Annotated in this window: 18 protein-coding genes; 8 read left to right on the forward strand and 10 right to left on the reverse strand. The window is 50.7% G+C overall.

Features of this window, described 5'->3' with window-relative positions:
- Positions 1-16: 16 nt before the first annotated feature.
- From waaB to rfaQ, 4 genes are read right to left on the reverse strand one after another with little or no spacing between them, the layout of a single operon-like run.
- The gene (gene waaB / locus A7983_RS08670; protein WP_005968320.1) at positions 17-1,105 is read right to left on the reverse strand and encodes a lipopolysaccharide 1,6-galactosyltransferase; all 1,089 of its coding nucleotides are present in this window, start codon (positions 1,103-1,105) and stop codon (positions 17-19) included.
- Between the two features lie 21 nt (positions 1,106-1,126).
- Positions 1,127-1,927, reverse strand: a complete 801-nt coding sequence (gene rfaP, locus A7983_RS08675; RefSeq protein WP_005968322.1) for a lipopolysaccharide core heptose(I) kinase RfaP — start codon at positions 1,925-1,927, stop codon at positions 1,127-1,129.
- Between the two features lie 2 nt (positions 1,928-1,929).
- Positions 1,930-3,045: a glycosyltransferase family 4 protein gene (locus A7983_RS08680; RefSeq protein ID WP_005968324.1), complete on the reverse strand. Its 1,116-nt coding sequence runs from the start codon at positions 3,043-3,045 to the stop codon at positions 1,930-1,932.
- On the reverse strand, positions 3,042-4,115 hold the full coding sequence (rfaQ, locus tag A7983_RS08685) for a lipopolysaccharide core heptosyltransferase RfaQ (protein WP_005968326.1): 1,074 nt from the start codon (positions 4,113-4,115) through the stop codon (positions 3,042-3,044). Before rfaQ ends, A7983_RS08680 begins: the two co-directional genes overlap by 4 nt.
- A 466-nt stretch (positions 4,116-4,581) precedes the next feature.
- Here rfaQ and A7983_RS08690 point away from each other — a divergent pair, with 466 nt between their 5' ends.
- Positions 4,582-4,806 (forward strand): type II toxin-antitoxin system Phd/YefM family antitoxin, encoded by a 225-nt coding sequence (locus tag A7983_RS08690; RefSeq protein WP_005968328.1) that lies wholly within the window; start codon positions 4,582-4,584, stop codon positions 4,804-4,806.
- Positions 4,803-5,177 carry a type II toxin-antitoxin system death-on-curing family toxin gene (locus A7983_RS08695; protein WP_005968330.1) on the forward strand — a complete coding sequence of 125 codons (375 nt, stop codon included), beginning with the start codon at positions 4,803-4,805 and terminating at the stop codon, positions 5,175-5,177. Before A7983_RS08690 ends, A7983_RS08695 begins: the two co-directional genes overlap by 4 nt.
- A gap of 31 nt (positions 5,178-5,208) precedes the next feature.
- Here the strand turns inward: A7983_RS08695 and A7983_RS08700 are convergent, their stop codons facing one another.
- Genes A7983_RS08700 through rfaD form a run of 4 tightly spaced genes read right to left on the reverse strand, consistent with a single transcriptional unit; the run spans position 5,209 to position 9,498 of the window.
- Positions 5,209-6,468 (reverse strand): O-antigen ligase family protein, encoded by a 1,260-nt coding sequence (locus tag A7983_RS08700; RefSeq protein WP_235778055.1) that lies wholly within the window; start codon positions 6,466-6,468, stop codon positions 5,209-5,211.
- Positions 6,469-6,494: 26 nt separating this feature from the next.
- The gene (rfaC, locus tag A7983_RS08705) at positions 6,495-7,478 is read right to left on the reverse strand and encodes a lipopolysaccharide heptosyltransferase RfaC (protein WP_005968334.1); all 984 of its coding nucleotides are present in this window, start codon (positions 7,476-7,478) and stop codon (positions 6,495-6,497) included.
- The gene (gene rfaF / locus A7983_RS08710) at positions 7,475-8,542 is read right to left on the reverse strand and encodes an ADP-heptose--LPS heptosyltransferase RfaF (RefSeq protein WP_005968336.1); all 1,068 of its coding nucleotides are present in this window, start codon (positions 8,540-8,542) and stop codon (positions 7,475-7,477) included. The genes rfaC and rfaF overlap by 4 nt, the downstream gene beginning before the upstream one ends.
- Positions 8,543-8,565: 23 nt before the next feature.
- Positions 8,566-9,498, reverse strand: a complete 933-nt coding sequence (gene rfaD, locus A7983_RS08715) for an ADP-glyceromanno-heptose 6-epimerase (RefSeq protein WP_005968338.1) — start codon at positions 9,496-9,498, stop codon at positions 8,566-8,568.
- A gap of 242 nt (positions 9,499-9,740) precedes the next feature.
- On the opposite strand from rfaD, the gene A7983_RS08720 reads away from it, so the two are divergent.
- Positions 9,741-10,937 carry a glycine C-acetyltransferase gene (locus A7983_RS08720; protein WP_005968340.1) on the forward strand — a complete coding sequence of 399 codons (1,197 nt, stop codon included), beginning with the start codon at positions 9,741-9,743 and terminating at the stop codon, positions 10,935-10,937.
- 10 nt (positions 10,938-10,947) lie between these two features.
- The gene (gene tdh / locus A7983_RS08725; RefSeq protein WP_005968342.1) at positions 10,948-11,979 is read left to right on the forward strand and encodes an L-threonine 3-dehydrogenase; all 1,032 of its coding nucleotides are present in this window, start codon (positions 10,948-10,950) and stop codon (positions 11,977-11,979) included.
- A 38-nt stretch (positions 11,980-12,017) separates the two neighbouring features.
- Here tdh and A7983_RS08730 read toward each other — a convergent pair whose 3' ends face one another.
- A complete protein-coding gene (locus tag A7983_RS08730; RefSeq protein ID WP_005968343.1) occupies positions 12,018-12,965 on the reverse strand; it encodes a divergent polysaccharide deacetylase family protein in 948 nt (315 codons plus the stop codon).
- A 2-nt stretch (positions 12,966-12,967) separates the two neighbouring features.
- Positions 12,968-14,269, reverse strand: a complete 1,302-nt coding sequence (gene envC, locus A7983_RS08735; RefSeq protein WP_005968344.1) for a murein hydrolase activator EnvC — start codon at positions 14,267-14,269, stop codon at positions 12,968-12,970.
- A 244-nt stretch (positions 14,270-14,513) separates the two neighbouring features.
- On the opposite strand from envC, the gene A7983_RS08740 reads away from it, so the two are divergent.
- The 4 genes from A7983_RS08740 (at position 14,514) to cysE (ending at position 17,731) form a co-directional block, all read left to right on the forward strand.
- A complete protein-coding gene (locus A7983_RS08740) occupies positions 14,514-14,945 on the forward strand; it encodes a rhodanese-like domain-containing protein (protein WP_005968345.1) in 432 nt (143 codons plus the stop codon).
- A 187-nt stretch (positions 14,946-15,132) separates the two neighbouring features.
- Entirely contained in the window at positions 15,133-15,609 is a 477-nt protein-coding gene (gene secB, locus A7983_RS08745) for a protein-export chaperone SecB (RefSeq protein WP_005968346.1), read from the forward strand.
- The gene (gene gpsA / locus A7983_RS08750; RefSeq protein WP_005968348.1) at positions 15,609-16,628 is read left to right on the forward strand and encodes an NAD(P)H-dependent glycerol-3-phosphate dehydrogenase; all 1,020 of its coding nucleotides are present in this window, start codon (positions 15,609-15,611) and stop codon (positions 16,626-16,628) included. The genes secB and gpsA overlap by 1 nt, the downstream gene beginning before the upstream one ends.
- A 281-nt stretch (positions 16,629-16,909) precedes the next feature.
- The gene (gene cysE / locus A7983_RS08755) at positions 16,910-17,731 is read left to right on the forward strand and encodes a serine O-acetyltransferase (protein WP_005968350.1); all 822 of its coding nucleotides are present in this window, start codon (positions 16,910-16,912) and stop codon (positions 17,729-17,731) included.
- Positions 17,732-17,939: the final 208 nt, after the last annotated feature.

Here is a 17,939-nt window from a genome sequence, read left to right on the forward strand (position 1 = left end):
GAAATCCAGTAGGTGATTATTCCATCACTTGGTGGTGAATGGCGGCATTGATAACTGCTTTCAGTTCTTTGTAATAGGTTTCACCATAGAAACGGTGAATGGATACTGAAATTTGTTTCGCATCCAGTAAAAGCTGCTGATCGACCACGTCCTGCAAACCACTCCTTAGTGCAGCCGTATCTCCGGGTGGGTAAAGCTGTCCATTTACGCCATTCTTAATAATATCCTCAGGCCCCGATGGACAATCACTGCTAACACAGTAAATTCCATAAGACATTGCTTCGAGCAACGTCATCGGCAGCCCCTCAAAAGCAGAGCTCATAACAAAAGCCGAGACATGTTTGATTTTATCCTGAATATATTCCCACGGCTTTTCTTGCCAGCCGTGCCAGTGCAAATGATCCGTAATACCCAGTTGTTGCGCGTAGGACTGGCACACTTTTGCGTCAGAGCCATCACCGATAAAATGGCATTCCCAGTTACCTTCGAGCCCAGAAAAAGCATCTAGCATATCTTTGAGACGCTTTTGTCCTTCAAACTTAAGCCGCCCTACATAGATAAAGACGGTTTTATTTGCCGGACGCGGGATGACGATGCTCTGTGGCGTGACCGGATTAAAAATGACAGAGATTCGTTCGGAAGGTACGCCACGCTTTATTAATTGCTGCTTGATACCTGAACTGATGGCTAAGTGATAATCCGCAACCAGTACCTGCTCGGCATGTTTTTTATGATCGAGGGAGTAATGCAACCATGAAATCAGAGGCAGCGTTTTTTTACTATAACGGATCGCTTGTGCTGCAACTCGACAGGATGGTGCATCAAAAGCAATAACAGCATCGGGTTGGTTTTGCTTAATGAAACGAGTGAGCGCACAGGAGTGATTCATTCGACGCAGAAACGAGATCTTAATGCTGGAGCGATGGCAAACAAACCGCTTCCCTGCCAGCCACGCTTTATCCATACGATCGTCGCGGCACAGAAAGTACAGGGTGTAGTCGTTTTTTGTCTCGACGTCATTTTCAAGAAAGCTGGTCACTTTTTTCAGCACGGTTTCTATACCGCCGAACCCGGAAGTGGCCTCACCAACAAAGAGTATATTCATAAGTTTTATCAGATTAAGGCGTTACAATGCCTTGCGCTCCGTTCGCACGCGAATCTTTTCTGCCTTTACACGTGCTTGTTGAAATAGAGACTGCTCGTGTTGCAATGTGCTGTGCAACGTTTGTCGATCAAAGTAGATCTTTAAAAACCACAGTAAATCTTTTTTTGTTAGCCCAATGCCAAGCGATGAAAAATAGAGGCCGATAATATCTTTATTACGCCAGCGCAGAGGTACACGATCGCGAATTTGTGCTCGGTGTAGGTCAATAACTGAAATTTTAAATTGTGTATCCGTTGGTTGATACGGCAAATGCAGTAAGAAATGGCAAATATAACAATCTCTATGATTAACGCCGCCAGCATGCATCTTTCTAACCATCTCTGCGAGCCGTTGGATTAGGCGTCGCTTCTCTTTTACGGAGGGTGGGGATTCCTGCCAAGTGGCGCAGTAGTCTTCCAAACTGATGGTTGGGTTTAGATCTTCAGTGATAATGAAGGAATGCCGGTTTAGCGGATTGATGCCACGTTGCCCAAACCCAACTCCTTTCATTGTATCCACCCCTTGTTCCGTGAGGCGGTGGATCGCTTGCCATTCCCGATCGGCACCAAGTACTGGCAACCTGAATGATACCAAATTCTTTAGCGCTTCTTTGAGTGCCGTACCACGATGTATTTTAATAAAATATGAGTTTTCTTTTAGCGTAAAACGCAGTGTTCGACGACTCTCCAGTGCACGAAATACTTCACCGTCTAATTTTTCAACTTCGACAAAGGGATCTTTGTGTTTCCATAACGAGGCGAAAGGTTCGCATAGTTCAATCATCTTTATTCACCCGTAATCAGTGCGGCGGCTTTTTCCGGCAAACTGTAAATGTCTTCAGTATCCGCGAAATTGCGAGCATTTCTTGCCCAACGCGGTAATGTTTCGGGCTTGTTCAGAGCGTCATGTAAGGCGCTATTCAGTGAAGCCTGATGGTAAGGTGAGGAGATAACAGCCCCTGCCTGAGCCCTATCGATATAGAAGGCGTAGCCACATACATCGGTAACTATTATTGGTAATCCGGCCGCAATAGCCTCAAGCAATACAATGCCAGCCGCTTCCTGATAAGCCGGGTGCATCAGTAGGTCGGCTGCCGCCATGAAATATGGAATGTCGTCGCGGCCTGCAAAGAAATGTACGTTATCTCCGATGCCCAACTGGTTGGCCAATGACTGGTAGCGCCTAGGCTTATCTTGCCCGACGACGAGAAAAATGACTTTTTGGCGTAGGGCATCAGGTAGGTTGGCAATAGCTCGAATACTGCGTTCCACACCCTTGCGTTTAAAGTCTGAGCCGACCTGAAGCAAAACGATGGCATTGTCATCAATGCCTTGTGCGCGACGAAAGGTCTTTCGAATATCGGATGCTTGACGATCGTATTTCCGGTCAGGCGTAATGCCCGGTGGCAGTATGTAGAAACGCTCGTCTTGTGTGCTGTAATGCTTTTTGAAATCCGCGATTTGGCGCTGCGTCAACATCAGCATTTTTGTGCGGCTATCGCGTTTAAACACTGCTTTTTCAAAGGCTGCATAATGCCTGTAACGTGGCATTAAGCGGTAGATAATCCCTTTCTCTTGCTCGACTTTCTCTGCATAACAGACATCGGCAGCATAGTAGAAATCCAGTCCTGGCATTTTGTTAAAACCAACTACTCGATCGACAGGATGTTGTTGGAGATGATGCTGAACCCACTCACTATAACGTTGATTACGAAGGTTATTGCTCATGCCAACAGCAGGTACAAGGATAATCTCAAGGTTATCTGGTCTTTCACCTTGCCATGATAAAACATAGACGCGAACATGGTGGCCTAGCTTTACACAAGCCTGGGCAATACTGTAAAAATCGCGTTGCAGTCCGCCGAAAGGGAAATACTTATACAGGCAGATGGCAATATTCATTGCGCTTTCTCGTTTGTAGAACGACCCGCCAATAGGTTATCCGTTGCGTGAATGACATCTTGCGCAGGGATGCAGGAAAGGTATTTCTGATTTCTATCGAGATTTTTCCTTTCCGGCATCGGTTGATAGTCTCCGGCCCAAATAACAACGCTGTTGCCAGACCATGGTCGCCATTTTTTATGATCTGTCGGCCCAAACAAGCATACTAGCGGGGTATCGAGTGCGGCGGCCATGTGCATCGGCGCAGAATCGACACCAATGTAAAGCGCAGCGTTATCGATCAGCGCAGCCAGTTCTAAAAAGCTGGTTTTACCGGCTAATAAGGTATTCGGCTTATGGATGCATTGAGCATGAATATCTTGCACAACACAAAGATCCTCCGGAGAGGGGCCACAGGTCAGGACAACCTCTAACCCTTTCTCTTTCAAATAATCAATGACGGCTGCAAATTTATCGTTGTCCCAGCACTTGAAATCCTGCCTTGCTGTCGGTTGGATGACGATGTAGGCCTGTTCGCGTAGTCGTGGGGCAAGGCTGAACACGCGTTTTGTATCCTCAGTTTTATAATAGAGTGACATGCGATCTTTTGGCTGAGGTATTGATAGATGAAGTGGTGAAAGTACAGAGCGATTTTGCTCAACAATATGCGTGCCTATTGGCGGAACGCAATCACTGAAAAATGAACGCCACATCTTTCCTTTCAGGTCATTGCCCCGATCGAGAGCAATACTGCGACATCCCAATGATTTGGCCAATAGGGCAATGGGCCACTGGTCAGCCAGATTGACGATCAGATCGTAATTATTCTGCTTAAGCGCCTGTCTGATTTCTGTGAAATTCCGGACTTTTTCCAAAAGTGTGCTGGTCTTTCTTTTGAGCCCATAAAGCTGATGTATCTCTGGGTTTGCGGAGAGAATCGGCATCGTATCCTGATACAGTAATACGTCGATTTTAGCGTCAGGATAATTTGCTTTCAGCGTGCTGATGAGCGGAGTGGTCAGCAGCATATCGCCATGATATCTGAGCTTTACCACAAGAATCCGGTGATAAGGGATGATGCGTTGACTCACTCGTTTTCCTTCATATAATCAAAAGGGTATTGTTTTATTGTGGGCACGCTACCGCCCCTGGCTCGACAGCTACCAGTTAACTGAGATGATCCAAAATTTCACGGCGATTTGCAGTACGCAAATGTATCGCGCTATGTTGCTACAGCACATATTCTGCTAAACCACCATATGGTACTAGAACCCACATTCCTCTCACAGTAGTAATTAAGAGTATACCGTTATCTTGAAGCTGCGCAGATGTGGCCTGAACCTGTTGCTTCTACAACTTCTCTATTTTCTCAACGTGTTTAGGGCCTATTTCACTGGGATTGGTTTTCTTGCGCACTCATTAAAAGAGATCGTCAATAGGGACTAAGAGCCCGATATCGTTTGTCGAAATAGGTCTGACGCAGTAAACTGACCATGTTATCAACTCACTTGTACAATTTAATTGATATCAATTTAAAGCTGCTTAAAGGAGTTGCTTATGTTAACCCTGACTTTCTCTGATGTGCGGCAGAAATTTGCTAGTGTACTGGACACTGCCGTCAAGCAACCCGTGACGATTACCCGCCGTTCAGCGCCGGATATGGTAGTCATTACCGCGGAACAATTCGCGGAGTTGCAGCAGGCTAAATTTGAGGCTTCTCTTGCCAAGGTAATGAGTAAGCCAAAGAATCAGGCGTTGTTCAAGGAACTTGCTGATAAATGATCTTCTTCTTAACAGTTGAGCAGGTCATAGCAATTCACGACTGTCAGTTAGAAATATATGGTGGTTTGGCAGGGTTTAGGGATATTGGTCTGGTGGAGGGCATGGTTGCTCGCGTTGAGAATCTTCACACATACCAGGATGAGAATGATCTGTATGTGCTTGCCGCATCTCTGTTGCTTTCGATAGCGCGTGGTCATGGTTTTAATGATGCCAACAAAAGGACTTCAGCCGCGTCGGCTATGGTGTTTCTCGATATGAATGGCGCGTCAATCACGCCATCAGAAGATTTTGCTGATTTTGTGGTCATGGCGGCACAAGGTCTTCACGACGTGCATTCCGTCGCAGAAAAATTGAAAAAGCTCGCCGATTAGAACCCGCAGGTAGCTCTGCGAATTTTTACCATCATTGCGGCGGCTTTAGCCATTTTCCAGTCAGCGTTGTGCCGAGGCAAAACGTCATTAGCCATGCAATGAGCATATCCCGTGAATAAAGGATGACATCGCTAAGCCCATACATAATCAGGGCAAAAAGCAGTGCGGCGGAGAGGTGGCTGCGTAGAACAAAAAATGAAAAATAAAATAAGGAGGCATAGAGCAATATTAGCAATATTGCTCCTGGTAACCCTTTAAGAGAAAAGGCATCAACCACTTCGTTATGTAGATGAACATTCAGAAACCCGACTGCACCGGCTAAGCTCGGTTTTTGTTCCGCTTGTGCAATGATCCGAGCGGCGCGCTGTTCGGCAGATTGCCCCAATAATGCGTCTTCCCCTGCTTCGACACCAGATTGGTACATGGCGATTCGTGCACCCACTGATGTTTTGCTGTTATTCATGTTGTAGCTGTGTACGTCATTGAATAGGTCGTTGACGCGTTGATGAATCGTATCCTGAAACAGGAATAAGCACAGAAGCAGCGTTGCCGCTGAACCGACGAATGCCTTTATGAACAAACGTTTATTGTGCCTGACTTCTGACAGTAAAATGGTCGCGCCAACAATAGGATAGACAAATATGGCTGCCCGGGTTTCTGTCAGTAGAATGGCTACAGTGACTAACAGAAAATGCCCCAAATAGAGATAATACTTATAGGTTGAATCGAGCTTCAGCAGCGCCTGTGCGCTTAACGCACCAATAAAAGTAAGAAAATAGGCGGCGCTGGTTGCTGTACCAAATGCCAACCCAATGCGATGCATTCCACTGAACAGTGACTGATAGAACGCATAACTCAGCGCTAACATACAGATTGCTATGATGTAGAAGAGCGACTGTTTTTGCTGTTGTTGCGCGATATGTAGGGCCGTCAGCAGGATAAATGCGCCCAAAATACCTGCATGTGCAGATGTCCTGTAGGCGTTATACACATAAGAGAAAAGGCTGTCGGGCTGATAATAGTGGTAGTACCAAATGAGATTGGTTATGCCGATAGCCAGCAGGCACAGTGGAATCAGTAAGCGTCGTTTAGCGACTATGACGGTTCTTAGGTGTGTCACGACATAGAAAACGGATAGCGAACCCGTGAGATAAAAAAGCCATCCGGCAAGAATGCTACTAAATGGCATAATGGCTAATGTAAGTAAACAGCCGGGGAAGACGGCGTTAAGTGCGACAGCCGAACTTATACTGGGCGTTTTGCCCAGTTCGTACCTTAATTCATTAAGCATGTATTTGTTCACAGTCGGGAGCGATATCACTCGCCTGATACAGGTAATACTATCAGCTTCTCTAATTTCTGATGGACGAGGCTAGCGGGAATTGTCACCATTTTCTGGCTTTCAGACATTTCCACCACCTGATTCATCCCGTAGCCGCCAATCAGCCCTGGATCGGTTGGTCCATATAGCGTGATATTTGGGCGATCCAGTGCCGCCGTCAGGTGGCTAAGCCCGGTATCAACGGAGACGACAGCGTTAGCGCCCGCGAGCACCTCGGCGACCTGTTGCAGCGTCAGGCGTGGTAAGACCTCTACGTGTGGAAAGCCTTCCGCCAGCCGTAGTGCGCGCTGGTGCTCATGCTCCGCTCCCCAGGGGAGTTTGATGCGCAGCCCACTCGGAGCCAATAGGGCAATCAGTTCACGCCAGTGTGCTTCCGGCCAATGCTTTTCATCACGCGTTGTAGCATGGAGAAACACCAGATAGCGGTTGGCATCTACGGGTAATTGGGCGAGGAAGCGCTGGGCAATCGCATAATCACCGCGTTCGGTCGGTTTCTTATAGCCCAGACTGGAGGCCAGTAGCTCCCGCACGCGTTCTACGGCATGTTGTTGACGGCTTATCGGGTGGCGATAGTTATAAAACCAGCTTGCCAGCGGCTCACGCGCACTCTTGCAATCCAATCCGTGTTTCTTCCCGTTGGCGAGCCGCGTCACCAGCAGTGCGCTTTTAATCAGCCCCTGTGCGTCGATAACCGCATCGTAGCGGTATTGGCGTAATTGGCGTGTAAACTCTGCACGTTCCTGACGTATCGGGGCACTGAACCAACTTTTGCGCCAGCGGCGTATCGCCACCGGAATAACACGGGAAACCGCAGGGTGCCAACTGGGAATTTGTGCAAAGCCTTCTTCAACCACCCAGTCGAACTGGATACCGGGAATAGCCTGCATCGCGTCGGTCAAGGCTGGCAACGTATGCAGCACATCACCCATCGACGACGTTTTTACGATCAGCACTCTCATGCATTTGCTCCCGGAATGAGACTTCCTTCCGAAATGAGATACTTATCCAGCGCGCTGAGCACGCGTTCGGGCTGAATGTCGATCAAACTCTGATGATAACCTTGTTCGGCATCCCCTTTACGCACTCGGTGATAACCGGTAATCAGGCGAATCACCTCGGCTTGATGAGATAACGGCGGGGTGAAGTCGGGGCTACTCGGGCCATAAAGCGCGACAAGTGGGCGATGGAGCGCGGCGGCAACGTGCATGAGCCCTGAATCATTGCTGACAACGGCATGGCAGGCGGCAATGAGCACCACCGCCTGTTCCAGCGAGGTTTTCCCCGCCAGATTGGCGCAATGCTGCCGGGCGTCTTCCGTCAGCCCTTGAAGGATGTCGTCACAGGCTGCACGATCGTTGGCCGAACCGAACAACGTTATCTGGTAGCCGCGTTCAATCAGCGCTTGCGCCAATGCTGCATAGTGATAATGCGGCCAGCGTTTGGCGGGTCCGAACTCGGCACCGGGGCAAAAACCGATGATGGGGCGCGTATCGCTGAGATCAAAGGCTTGCGTCATGTCCGCAATTTCGGCCTGATTGACCTGTAGCTGTGGCCAAAGCAGCGGCTGCGGTAGGTCCTCAGCACGACGGATACGGCTACGATCATAGGCTAATGCGGTGTAGCGCTGGACCATCAGCGGAAAGGCGGCTTTATCCAGCACGCGTAAGTCGTTCAACAGCCCGTAACGCATTTCGCCGCGCCAGCCTGTGCGCTGCGGAATGTTGGCAAAGAACGGCACCAGCGCAGACTTAAAGGAGTTGGGCAGCACGTAAGCGCGATCATAGCCCGCATCACGCAGCGATACGCCAAGACGGCGACGTTCGCCCAGTTCAAGTGCGCCGTGACCTAGCGGCATGGCTAACGCCTGATTGACTTCCGGCATCCGTGCCAGCAGCGGACGGCACCAGGCTGGTGCCATCACGTCAATGACCGCTTCCGGGTGTTCAGCCTTCAATGTGCGATAAAGGCTGTGCGACATCATCATATCGCCGACCCAGGAAGGGCCGATGACCAAAATTTTCATACCGCTTATGAATCCTTATCCGATTAAACGGTACGGTTCAGCCAGGCCATATATTCCGCTACGCCTTCGGCGACGGTTTTGAACGGCTTATCGTAGCCCGCAGCACGTAAGTTAGTGAGGTCGGCCTGCGTATAGGCTTGATAACGGCCTTTCAGCTTCTCAGGGAATTCGATGTATTCCACGTTGCCTTTGTTATGGAAGGCCAGTGTGGCGTCAGCGACAGCCTGGAAGGATTCGGCACGACCCGTACCGCAGTTGAAGATGCCGGAAACACCATTTTGCCAGAACCACAGGTTGACGGCGGCGACATCACCGACGTAAATGAAGTCACGCTTGAAACTCTCACTACCGGAGAACAGCTTCGGATTTTCACCCTGATTAATCTGGTTGTTCAGGTGGAACGCGACGCTCGCCATGTTGCCTTTGTGGCCTTCACGCGGTCCGTAGACGTTGAAATAGCGGAAACCGCAGATCTGAGATTCCGCTTCCGGCAGAATCTCACGCACGTACTGATCGAACAGAAATTTGGAGTAGCCATAGACGTTCAGCGGCTGTTCGTATTGACGGTCTTCGATGAAGTTATCGTTGCGGCCGCCGTAAGTCGCAGCAGAAGAGGCATACAGGAACGGAATACTGCGATCGAGACAGTAGTGCAGCACGTCTTTGGAATACTGATAATTGTTATCCATCATGTATTTGCCATCCCACTCGGTGGTGGAAGAGCAAGCACCTTCATGGAATACGGCATCGATATCGCCCAGATCGTCACCCGCTACGATGCTGGCGATGAAATCTTCTTTATCCACGTAATCTGCGATGTCCAGATCGACCAGATTGACGAACTTGGTGCCGTCTTTCAGGTTATCGACAACCAGAATGTCTCGGTAGCCGATGTTATTCAGAGCTTTTACGATATTGCTGCCGATAAAACCGGCTCCGCCAGTAACGATAATCATGGACGCGACCTTTGTTAATCTTGCCAGTGAGGCACCGCGCCCCACGCTGTTTATGACCGCTATAATAGCATTTCATTTTACTGCTAGCAGCCAGAGGTTAATTTATCCCGTGTTGCTCCCGTTTTTTTAAGATGATTCAGGCCGTGACGACGCCAGCATTTTCAGACTGTTTACCCCGCATTTCTGCCCATATCCGCTAGCTTAAAAACCATAAAGCGATCTTTTTATGGGAGAGTGACGCGATGCCTGCTGCCTTTTATCAACGACTTACTGCACAAATCATGGCTGCACGTACCGAGGGTGTATTCAAGGAAGAACGCATCATTACCTCTGCGCAGCGAGCTGAAATCGAGGTGATGGACAGTGACCGCCTGCTCAATTTCTGTGCCAATAATTATCTTGGCCTGGCGGACAGCCCCGAGCTGATTACCGCCGCAAAAGCGGGATTGGACAGCCACGGCTTCGGCATGGCATCGGTGCGCTTTATCTGTGGAACGCAGGATATCCACAAACAACTGGAGCGTAAGCTGGCGGATTTTCTGGGAATGGAGGACGTGATTCTCTATTCCTCCTGCTTTGATGCCAATGGCGGGCTGTTTGAAACGCTGGTGGGCCCGGAGGATGCGATTATTTCCGATGCGCTTAACCATGCCTCGATCATTGACGGTGTTCGGCTATCGAAGGCGCGACGCTACCGTTACGCCAATAACGATATGAACCAACTGGAAGCACAACTGCAACTAGCCAGAGCGGAAGGGGCGAAACACATCATGATTGCCACCGACGGCGTTTTCTCAATGGATGGCGTGATTGCGGATTTGCAGGGGATTTGCGATCTGGCCGATCGTTATGATGCGCTCGTGATGGTTGATGATTCCCATGCCGTGGGATTTGTCGGTGAACATGGGCGCGGGACGCATGAACATCGTGGGGTAATGGGCCGCGTCGATATTATCACCGGCACGTTAGGCAAGGCATTGGGCGGTGCATCGGGCGGTTATACGGCGGGCAAACGCGAGGTGATCGACTGGCTGCGCCAGCGTTCTCGTCCCTATCTGTTTTCCAACTCGCTCGCGCCTGCCATTGTCACCGCATCACTCAAGGTGCTGGATCTGCTGGAACATGGCGGAGAGCGACGTGGGCGCCTGTGGGCAAACGCCTGTTTGTTCCGTGAAAAGATGACCGCCGCGGGGTTCACGCTGGCGGGAGCCGATCACGCCATTATTCCCGTAATGCTAGGCGAGGCGCAGTTGGCACAGAATTTTGCGCAGGCGCTACAGCGGGAAGGTGTTTATGTCGCGGGTTTTTTCTATCCTGTTGTTCCCCTTGGTCAGGCGCGTATTCGTACTCAAATGTCGGCTGCTCATACACCGCAGCAAATCCAATTCGCCGTCGAGGCTTTTATCCGCGTGGGCAAGCGCTTGGGTGTGATCATCTGAGGATACCGTCATGAAAGCATTGGCAAAATTGCGGCCGGAAGAAGGTATCTGGATGATGGATGCCCCCACGCCGGAGCTTGGACATAACGATATTATGATTAAAATCCGCAAAAGCGCGATATGCGGAACGGATGTGCATATCTATAACTGGGATGAGTGGTCGCAGAAGACTATTCCGGTTCCGATGGTTGTCGGGCATGAGTACGTGGGCGAAATCGTTGCTATCGGTCAGGAAGTTAACGGTTTTCATATTGGCGATCGGGTTTCTGGTGAGGGGCATATTACCTGTGGCTACTGCCGTAACTGCCGTGCCGGGCGGCGTCATTTATGCCGTAATGCGATTGGCGTCGGGGTAAACCGCCCCGGTTCATTCGCGGAGTATCTGGTGATCCCTGCCTACAACGCGTTTCGCATTCCCGACAATATTTCTGATGAGCTGGCCGCCATTTTCGATCCCTTCGGCAACGCGGTGCATACCGCACTGTCCTTCGATTTAGTGGGGGAAGATGTGTTGATTGCCGGAGCGGGGCCGATTGGCATGATGGCGGCGGCGGTGTGCTGTCACGTTGGTGCAAGGAATGTCGTGATTACCGATGTGAATGCGTATCGTCTGGAGTTGGCTAGTAAAATGGGGGCAACGCGCGCCGTCAATGTGGCTCAGGAAAATCTGGCTGATGTGATGATAGAACTGGGCATGACCGAGGGGTTTGATATTGGGTTGGAGATGTCGGGCGCGCCATCGGCTTTTCGTGCGATGTTGAAAGCGATGAATCACGGTGGGCGTATCGCCATGCTGGGTATTCCGCACGAACCAATGTCGATTGACTGGGGAGAGGTGATTTTTAAAGGGCTGTTCATCAAAGGGATCTACGGACGGGAAATGTTCGAAACCTGGTACAAAATGTCGGCACTGATTCAGTCTGGGCTGGATTTGTCCCCGATTATCACCCACCGCTTTCATATTGATGAGTTTCAGAAAGGGTTCGATGCCATGCGCTCGGGTCAATCGGGCAAGGTGATTCTCAATTGGGATGAGACATAACCCTGCCGTGGATAACCCGTGCGAACACGCGTCTGACGTTACGGTTGCCTGTGCGTTTCGGCGTTGGTGGGAGCAATCCAGGTCTGCCAGCGGTGCTTGATAAACAGCACGGGGGCGCTTTCCCGAATGCTGCTACTCACCAACCTGAAGAACACATCGTTCTTCACCGGTTCCGGTGGCTGTTTGACCTGACACTGCGGTATGCCACGGAACGGATTACGCGGTTTGGCTGGCGGCTGTGGCTGAGACTCATATTGCCGCGTTGGTTCATTCAGCAACTGGCTAGGACGCACTAAGACAATATCGGCATCCAGCGTGGGCAGCATCTGCTGTAAGACACGGATGGTTGAAGGATGAGGATGCCCAATCGCGATAGCGGAACCGCTACGACGAGCGATTTGCACCGCACGGGTAAACTGTTTACGAATCTCGGCTTCGTTTTGCGAATCATCCAGAAAGACTTTGCGTTTGATGACTTTGACGCCGGTTCCTGCTGCGGCCTGGCTCGATTGGCTACTGCCAATGGTCATGCTATCGAGGAAATAGAGCTGATAGGCGCTCAACGCCTGCATGACTTTTTGCATGCCGGGCAGGCTGGCGGTCATCGCGCTGCCCATATGGTTATTCAACCCCACAGCGTAAGGCACGTTATTGACCGATTGGCGAATAATGCGCTGAATTTCATCACTGCTCATGTCTGGGCGTAACGTGTCACGCTCCAGCGGTTGCTTGCTCATCGGTGCCATCGGTAGATGGATTAGCACTTCGCGCCCTTGCTGGTGGGCTTTGGTTGCCATTTCACGGGCATAGGGCGCATTAGGTAATACTGCGACGGAAATCGCCGTAGGCATCGCCAGAATCTGGTTCTCATTATGCGGCCGATAGCCGAAATCATCGATGACGATAGAAAGTTTTCCGGCCAGTGCCAAAGGAGAAAGCGCGAACAGACTCAATGCTAATAACGGTGCTTTGGTTAAATAAGACAAGACTATCTTCCCAGCCAAGGTTGTGGATTGACCGCCTGACCCTGGCGACGGATTTCAAAATACAGTCCAGGCTGGCTCTGCCCGCCGCTGGTGCCGACCAATGCGATGGGTTGACCAGCCTTGACCTGAGCACCAACGGAGACCAATGCGCTTTGGTTATAGCCGTACAGGCTCATATCACCTTTACCATGTTGCACAACCACCACCAGTCCGTAGCCCTGTAGCCAGTCAGCCATCAACACCGTACCATCAGCGATGGCTTTCACTTCAGTCCCCTCTGGTGCGGTAATCACCAGACCTTTCCAGCGTAGCTCACCCTGTAGCGGCTCGCCGAAACGGTGCTCAATACGTCCGTTAACCGGCCAGATGGCTTGACCGGAAGGTCGCCCTAAACCGCCGGTGCGCGCCATAAGTGAGCGTTCACCTTCAGTCGGTTTGTAGCTGCTACCGCTGCGTTTGGCCTGCTCTTCTTTGGCGCGAACTTTAGCGGCTTCACGCGCTTCTCGTTCGGCGCGGGCTTTCGCTTCCCGCTCGGCGCGTGCGATTTGATCGCGCAATCGGGTTTCATTCTGGCGCAGCTCCGTCAACTGCTGCTGATCTTTTTCCAACGAGCTTTCCAGCGTTGATAGCGTTTTCTTCCGGTCGGACTGCGCCTGCTCCAGTGTCTGCTGTTGCTGCTGTTGGTCACTTAACAGCGTTTTTTGCTGCGTCTGTTTTTGTTCCAACTGACGTTTTTGGTTAGCCAGTTCCACGCGGGTTTGCTGCAAGTCGTTGATGGATTTCTGTCGCGCTTCATTCAGGTAGCCGAAGTAAGCGAGAATGCGCTCATTGCGCTGGCTTTCCTCTCCGCTCAGCATGAGTTGCAGCGCGCTGTGCTGGCCTTGTCGAAAGGCGGCATCCAACTGGCGGGAGAGGAGCGTTTGTTGCTTATTCTGCTGAGATTGCAGTTTTGCGATAGAGGCACTGAGGCTGGTTAATTCTTTATTGAGCGTAGACAGCGTATTGCGTGTTTCATGCAGTTGGCGACTGGCCTGAGAGATGGACTGCTCCTGCTTTTTCAACTGCTGAACTAAGGTACTGCGCTGTTGCTGCTGCTGCTGGACGCTTTTTTCTTTCGCGGCGATATCTTGTTGCAGGGTTTTAAGCTGTGCCTGATTATCTTCCGCCTGGCCGAGCGCGGGCAACAGCAAAACGCCAACGCAGAGCGCGCTGGCGCAGCGGGTGAGTAGCCTGTGTAATGCGGATAACTGGCGATCGGCGCTACATGCTACTCGACTCTGTACAAATAACGCGTTTTTACTCATATCGATAAATTATTCCACGATGAACAGCGGCTTACCAGTTGTCTCTTGTCTGATTTCTATTTCCAGACGTGACAAGCATGGCACAAAGGCGCGTGTCTATGCGTATCAATAATAGATAAATGGAAAGCGCGCCGCAGATTCGATACGCTATATTGGCTTACTGGCTGTAATTGCCGTATCGCGCAGGTATACTCAGGAACCTTATATTTTTGTTGCTTAACTGATCCGGGAGCCGTTACACCCCATGCAAGAGATTATGCCATTCGTTAGCAAGAACCCTATTTTGAGCATCGCCTGGGTTGCGTTGTTGGTTGCGGTAATTGTACTTACTGTGAAGAGTAAATTGTCGAACGTGAAAGACGTAGTTCGCGGTGAAGCGATCCGACTGATTAATAAAGAAGATGCTGTCATTGTTGATATCCGTAACCGTGACGACTATCGCCGTGGCCATATTGCCAGCGCATTTAACCTGTTGCCGAACGACATTAAAAACGGCAGCGTGGGTGAACTTGAAAAACATAAGTCGCAGCCGATTATCGTAGTCTGCGCCAACGGCCTCTCTTCACGCGAAGCGGCCGAGAATTTGCACAAAGCCGGTTTTGAGCGTGTGCAGGTACTGAAAGATGGTTTGGCTGGCTGGACCGGTGAGAATCTGCCTTTAGTCCGCGGCAAATAAAACGGTTTGTGGTAAAACTATCCGCATCGTGCCATGAGTATCAGCCGTACACAGCGAAAATGGCAACGACTTGGCAGGATAACTGACAGGCTGATTGCAGTACGATAATGACAGAAATGTGCTGACGTCCGCCCACTTATGACGACGGAAGACGTCAAGAAAATCTAACAAAAGGGTATTACTTAACATGTCTGAACAAAACAACACAGAAATGGCTTTCCAAATCCAGCGTATCTACACTAAAGATATCTCTTTTGAAGCGCCGAATGCGCCTCAGGTGTTTCAGCAGGAATGGCAGCCAGAAGTAAAACTGGATCTGGATACAGCTTCTAGCCAACTGGCTGATGACATCTATGAAGTTGTACTGCGCGTGACCGTAACAGCTTCTCTGGGTGAAGAAACTGCGTTTCTGTGTGAAGTTCAGCAAGGTGGTATCTTTACCGTTGGCGGTATCGAAGGAACCCAACTGGCGCACTGCCTGGGTGCATACTGCCCGAACATTCTGTTCCCTTATGCGCGTGAGTGCATCACCAGCCTGGTTTCTCGCGGTACTTTCCCGCAATTGAACCTGGCACCGGTTAACTTCGATGCGCTGTTCATGAATTACCTGCAGCAGCAAACCGAGGGTGAAGGTGAAGGCGCTGTGCAGCATCAGGATGCCTGATGAACGCGTCTGACGCTTCCATGACTGTCATCGGTGCCGGTTCATACGGCACCGCATTAGCCATTACGCTGGCGCGTAATGGCCATCGAGTTGTGCTGTGGGGCCACAACTCTACGCACATTCAGGCGTTACAGGCTGCTCGCTGTAATCAGGCATTCCTGCCTGATGTGCCTTTCCCTGATTCGCTACAGTTGGAAACTAATTTGGCGCAAGCGCTCGCTGCCAGCAGAAATGTGTTGGTTGTCGTGCCGAGCCATGTGTTTGGTGATGTCTTACGTCAGTTGAAACCTCATTTGCGCGCCGATGCGCGTATCGTGTGGGCGACCAAAGGGCTGGAAGCGGAAACAGGGCGTCTGTTGCAGGATGTCGCACGCGAAGCGTTGGGTGAAACCATCCCGCTTGCGGTGGTGTCCGGCCCGACATTTGCCAAAGAATTAGCCGCTGGCATGCCGACGGCGATTGCGCTGGCATCAACGGACAGTGAGTTTGCTGACGATCTACAACGACTGCTGCATTGTGGGAAGAGCTTCCGTGTTTACAGCAACCCGGATTTTATCGGTGTACAGTTGGGCGGTGCGGTGAAAAACGTCATTGCTATCGGTGCCGGTATGTCTGACGGCATTGGGTTTGGTGCTAACGCACGAACCGCCTTGATCACTCGCGGATTGGCGGAAATGACCCGGCTTGGCGCGGCACTGGGGGCGGACCCTACCACCTTTATGGGGATGGCTGGACTTGGCGATCTGGTGCTGACCTGTACTGATAATCAGTCCCGTAACCGACGCTTTGGCATGATGCTGGGGCAGGGAATGGATGTGCAGAGCGCGCAGGATAGCATTGGTCAGGTTGTTGAAGGATACCGCAATACGAAAGAGGTTCTGGCATTAGCGCAGCGCTACGGCGTTGAAATGCCGATTACCGAACAACTCTGGCAGGTTCTGTATTGTGGGAAAGACGCCCGAGAGGCAGCGCTGAGCCTGTTGGGGCGCACGCGTAAAGACGAAACCGCCAAATTGTAAAACACGTCGTTCTATGCTCTAACTCATTCGAGTTTCAGGACAAAACGTTAACGTTTTGGGCAACGTAAAGCGTTGACTCTTTGGGTAAGGCATGTGTAGGTGTGCCGCGTAGCGCAGCCAGCGCACATGCAACTTGAAGAAGTATGGCAAGTCTATGCTGGGCTTCCTAATCCTGGAAGCTCATAGTATCTTCATTTTCTTGTATACGAACGATGGGCTATAAGCCTGTCGTTTGAGAACAGATATACGTTGTGGTGTGTGGTATCTCGGAGAGTAAGGCAATGTCAACAGAAGAACTGAAACTGGTCTGGGCCAATATCAAAACAGAAGCGCGTAATCTTGCGGACTGTGAACCGATGCTGGCCAGCTTTTTTCATGCCACATTGCTGAAGCACGAGAATTTAGGTAGCGCACTGAGCTACATGTTGGCGAACAAGCTCGCCAATTCGATTATGCCCGCGATTGCGATCCGTGAGGTGGTGGAAGAGGCGTACCACGCCGAGCCGCAGATGATCGTTTCTGCCGCGCGTGATATTCAGGCCGTCTGCCTGCGCGATCCGGCGGTGGACAAATACTCGACACCACTGCTTTACCTGAAAGGGTTTCATGCATTACAGGCTTACCGCATTGGTCACTGGCTTTGGTCGCAGGATCGTAAAGCGCTGGCGGTCTATTTCCAGAACCAGATCTCGGTTTCTTTCGGCGTTGATATCCACCCGGCGGCGAGAATCGGCTGTGGGATCATGCTCGATCATGCAACAGGTATTGTGATCGGTGAAACGGCCGTGGTTGAAAATGATGTCTCTATTCTGCAATCTGTGACGCTGGGTGGTACGGGTAAAACCAGCGGCGATCGTCACCCTAAAATTCGTGAAGGTGTGATGATTGGCGCAGGCGCTAAAATTCTGGGGAACATTGAGGTCGGCTGTGGCGCAAAAATTGGTGCCGGCTCTGTCGTGCTGCAATCCGTTCCTCCACACACGACGGCGGCAGGGGTTCCGGCTCGCATCGTCGGTCGCCCGGAAAGCGATAAACCTGCGATGGATATGGATCAGTATTTCAACGGTATCAACCGTGGCTTTGAATACGGCGACGGCATCTAACCCTGCTACGTCAGTGGTTCTATCCAATCTGAGATTGATGCTGCGTTTTACCTCCATCAGAATATAAACCACCGACAAATAAGGTGGTTTCTTGTTATTGCAGCTAAGAAACGTCTGAAACCCACTCTTAGTTCACTATCTATTTAAGCACAATTGCTGTTTATCCCTTCATAATAGGCTGTTTTAGTTTTCCTCTTATCTTATATAG

The organism is Pectobacterium wasabiae CFBP 3304 (genome assembly GCF_001742185.1).
GTDB lineage: Bacteria > Pseudomonadota > Gammaproteobacteria > Enterobacterales > Enterobacteriaceae > Pectobacterium > Pectobacterium wasabiae.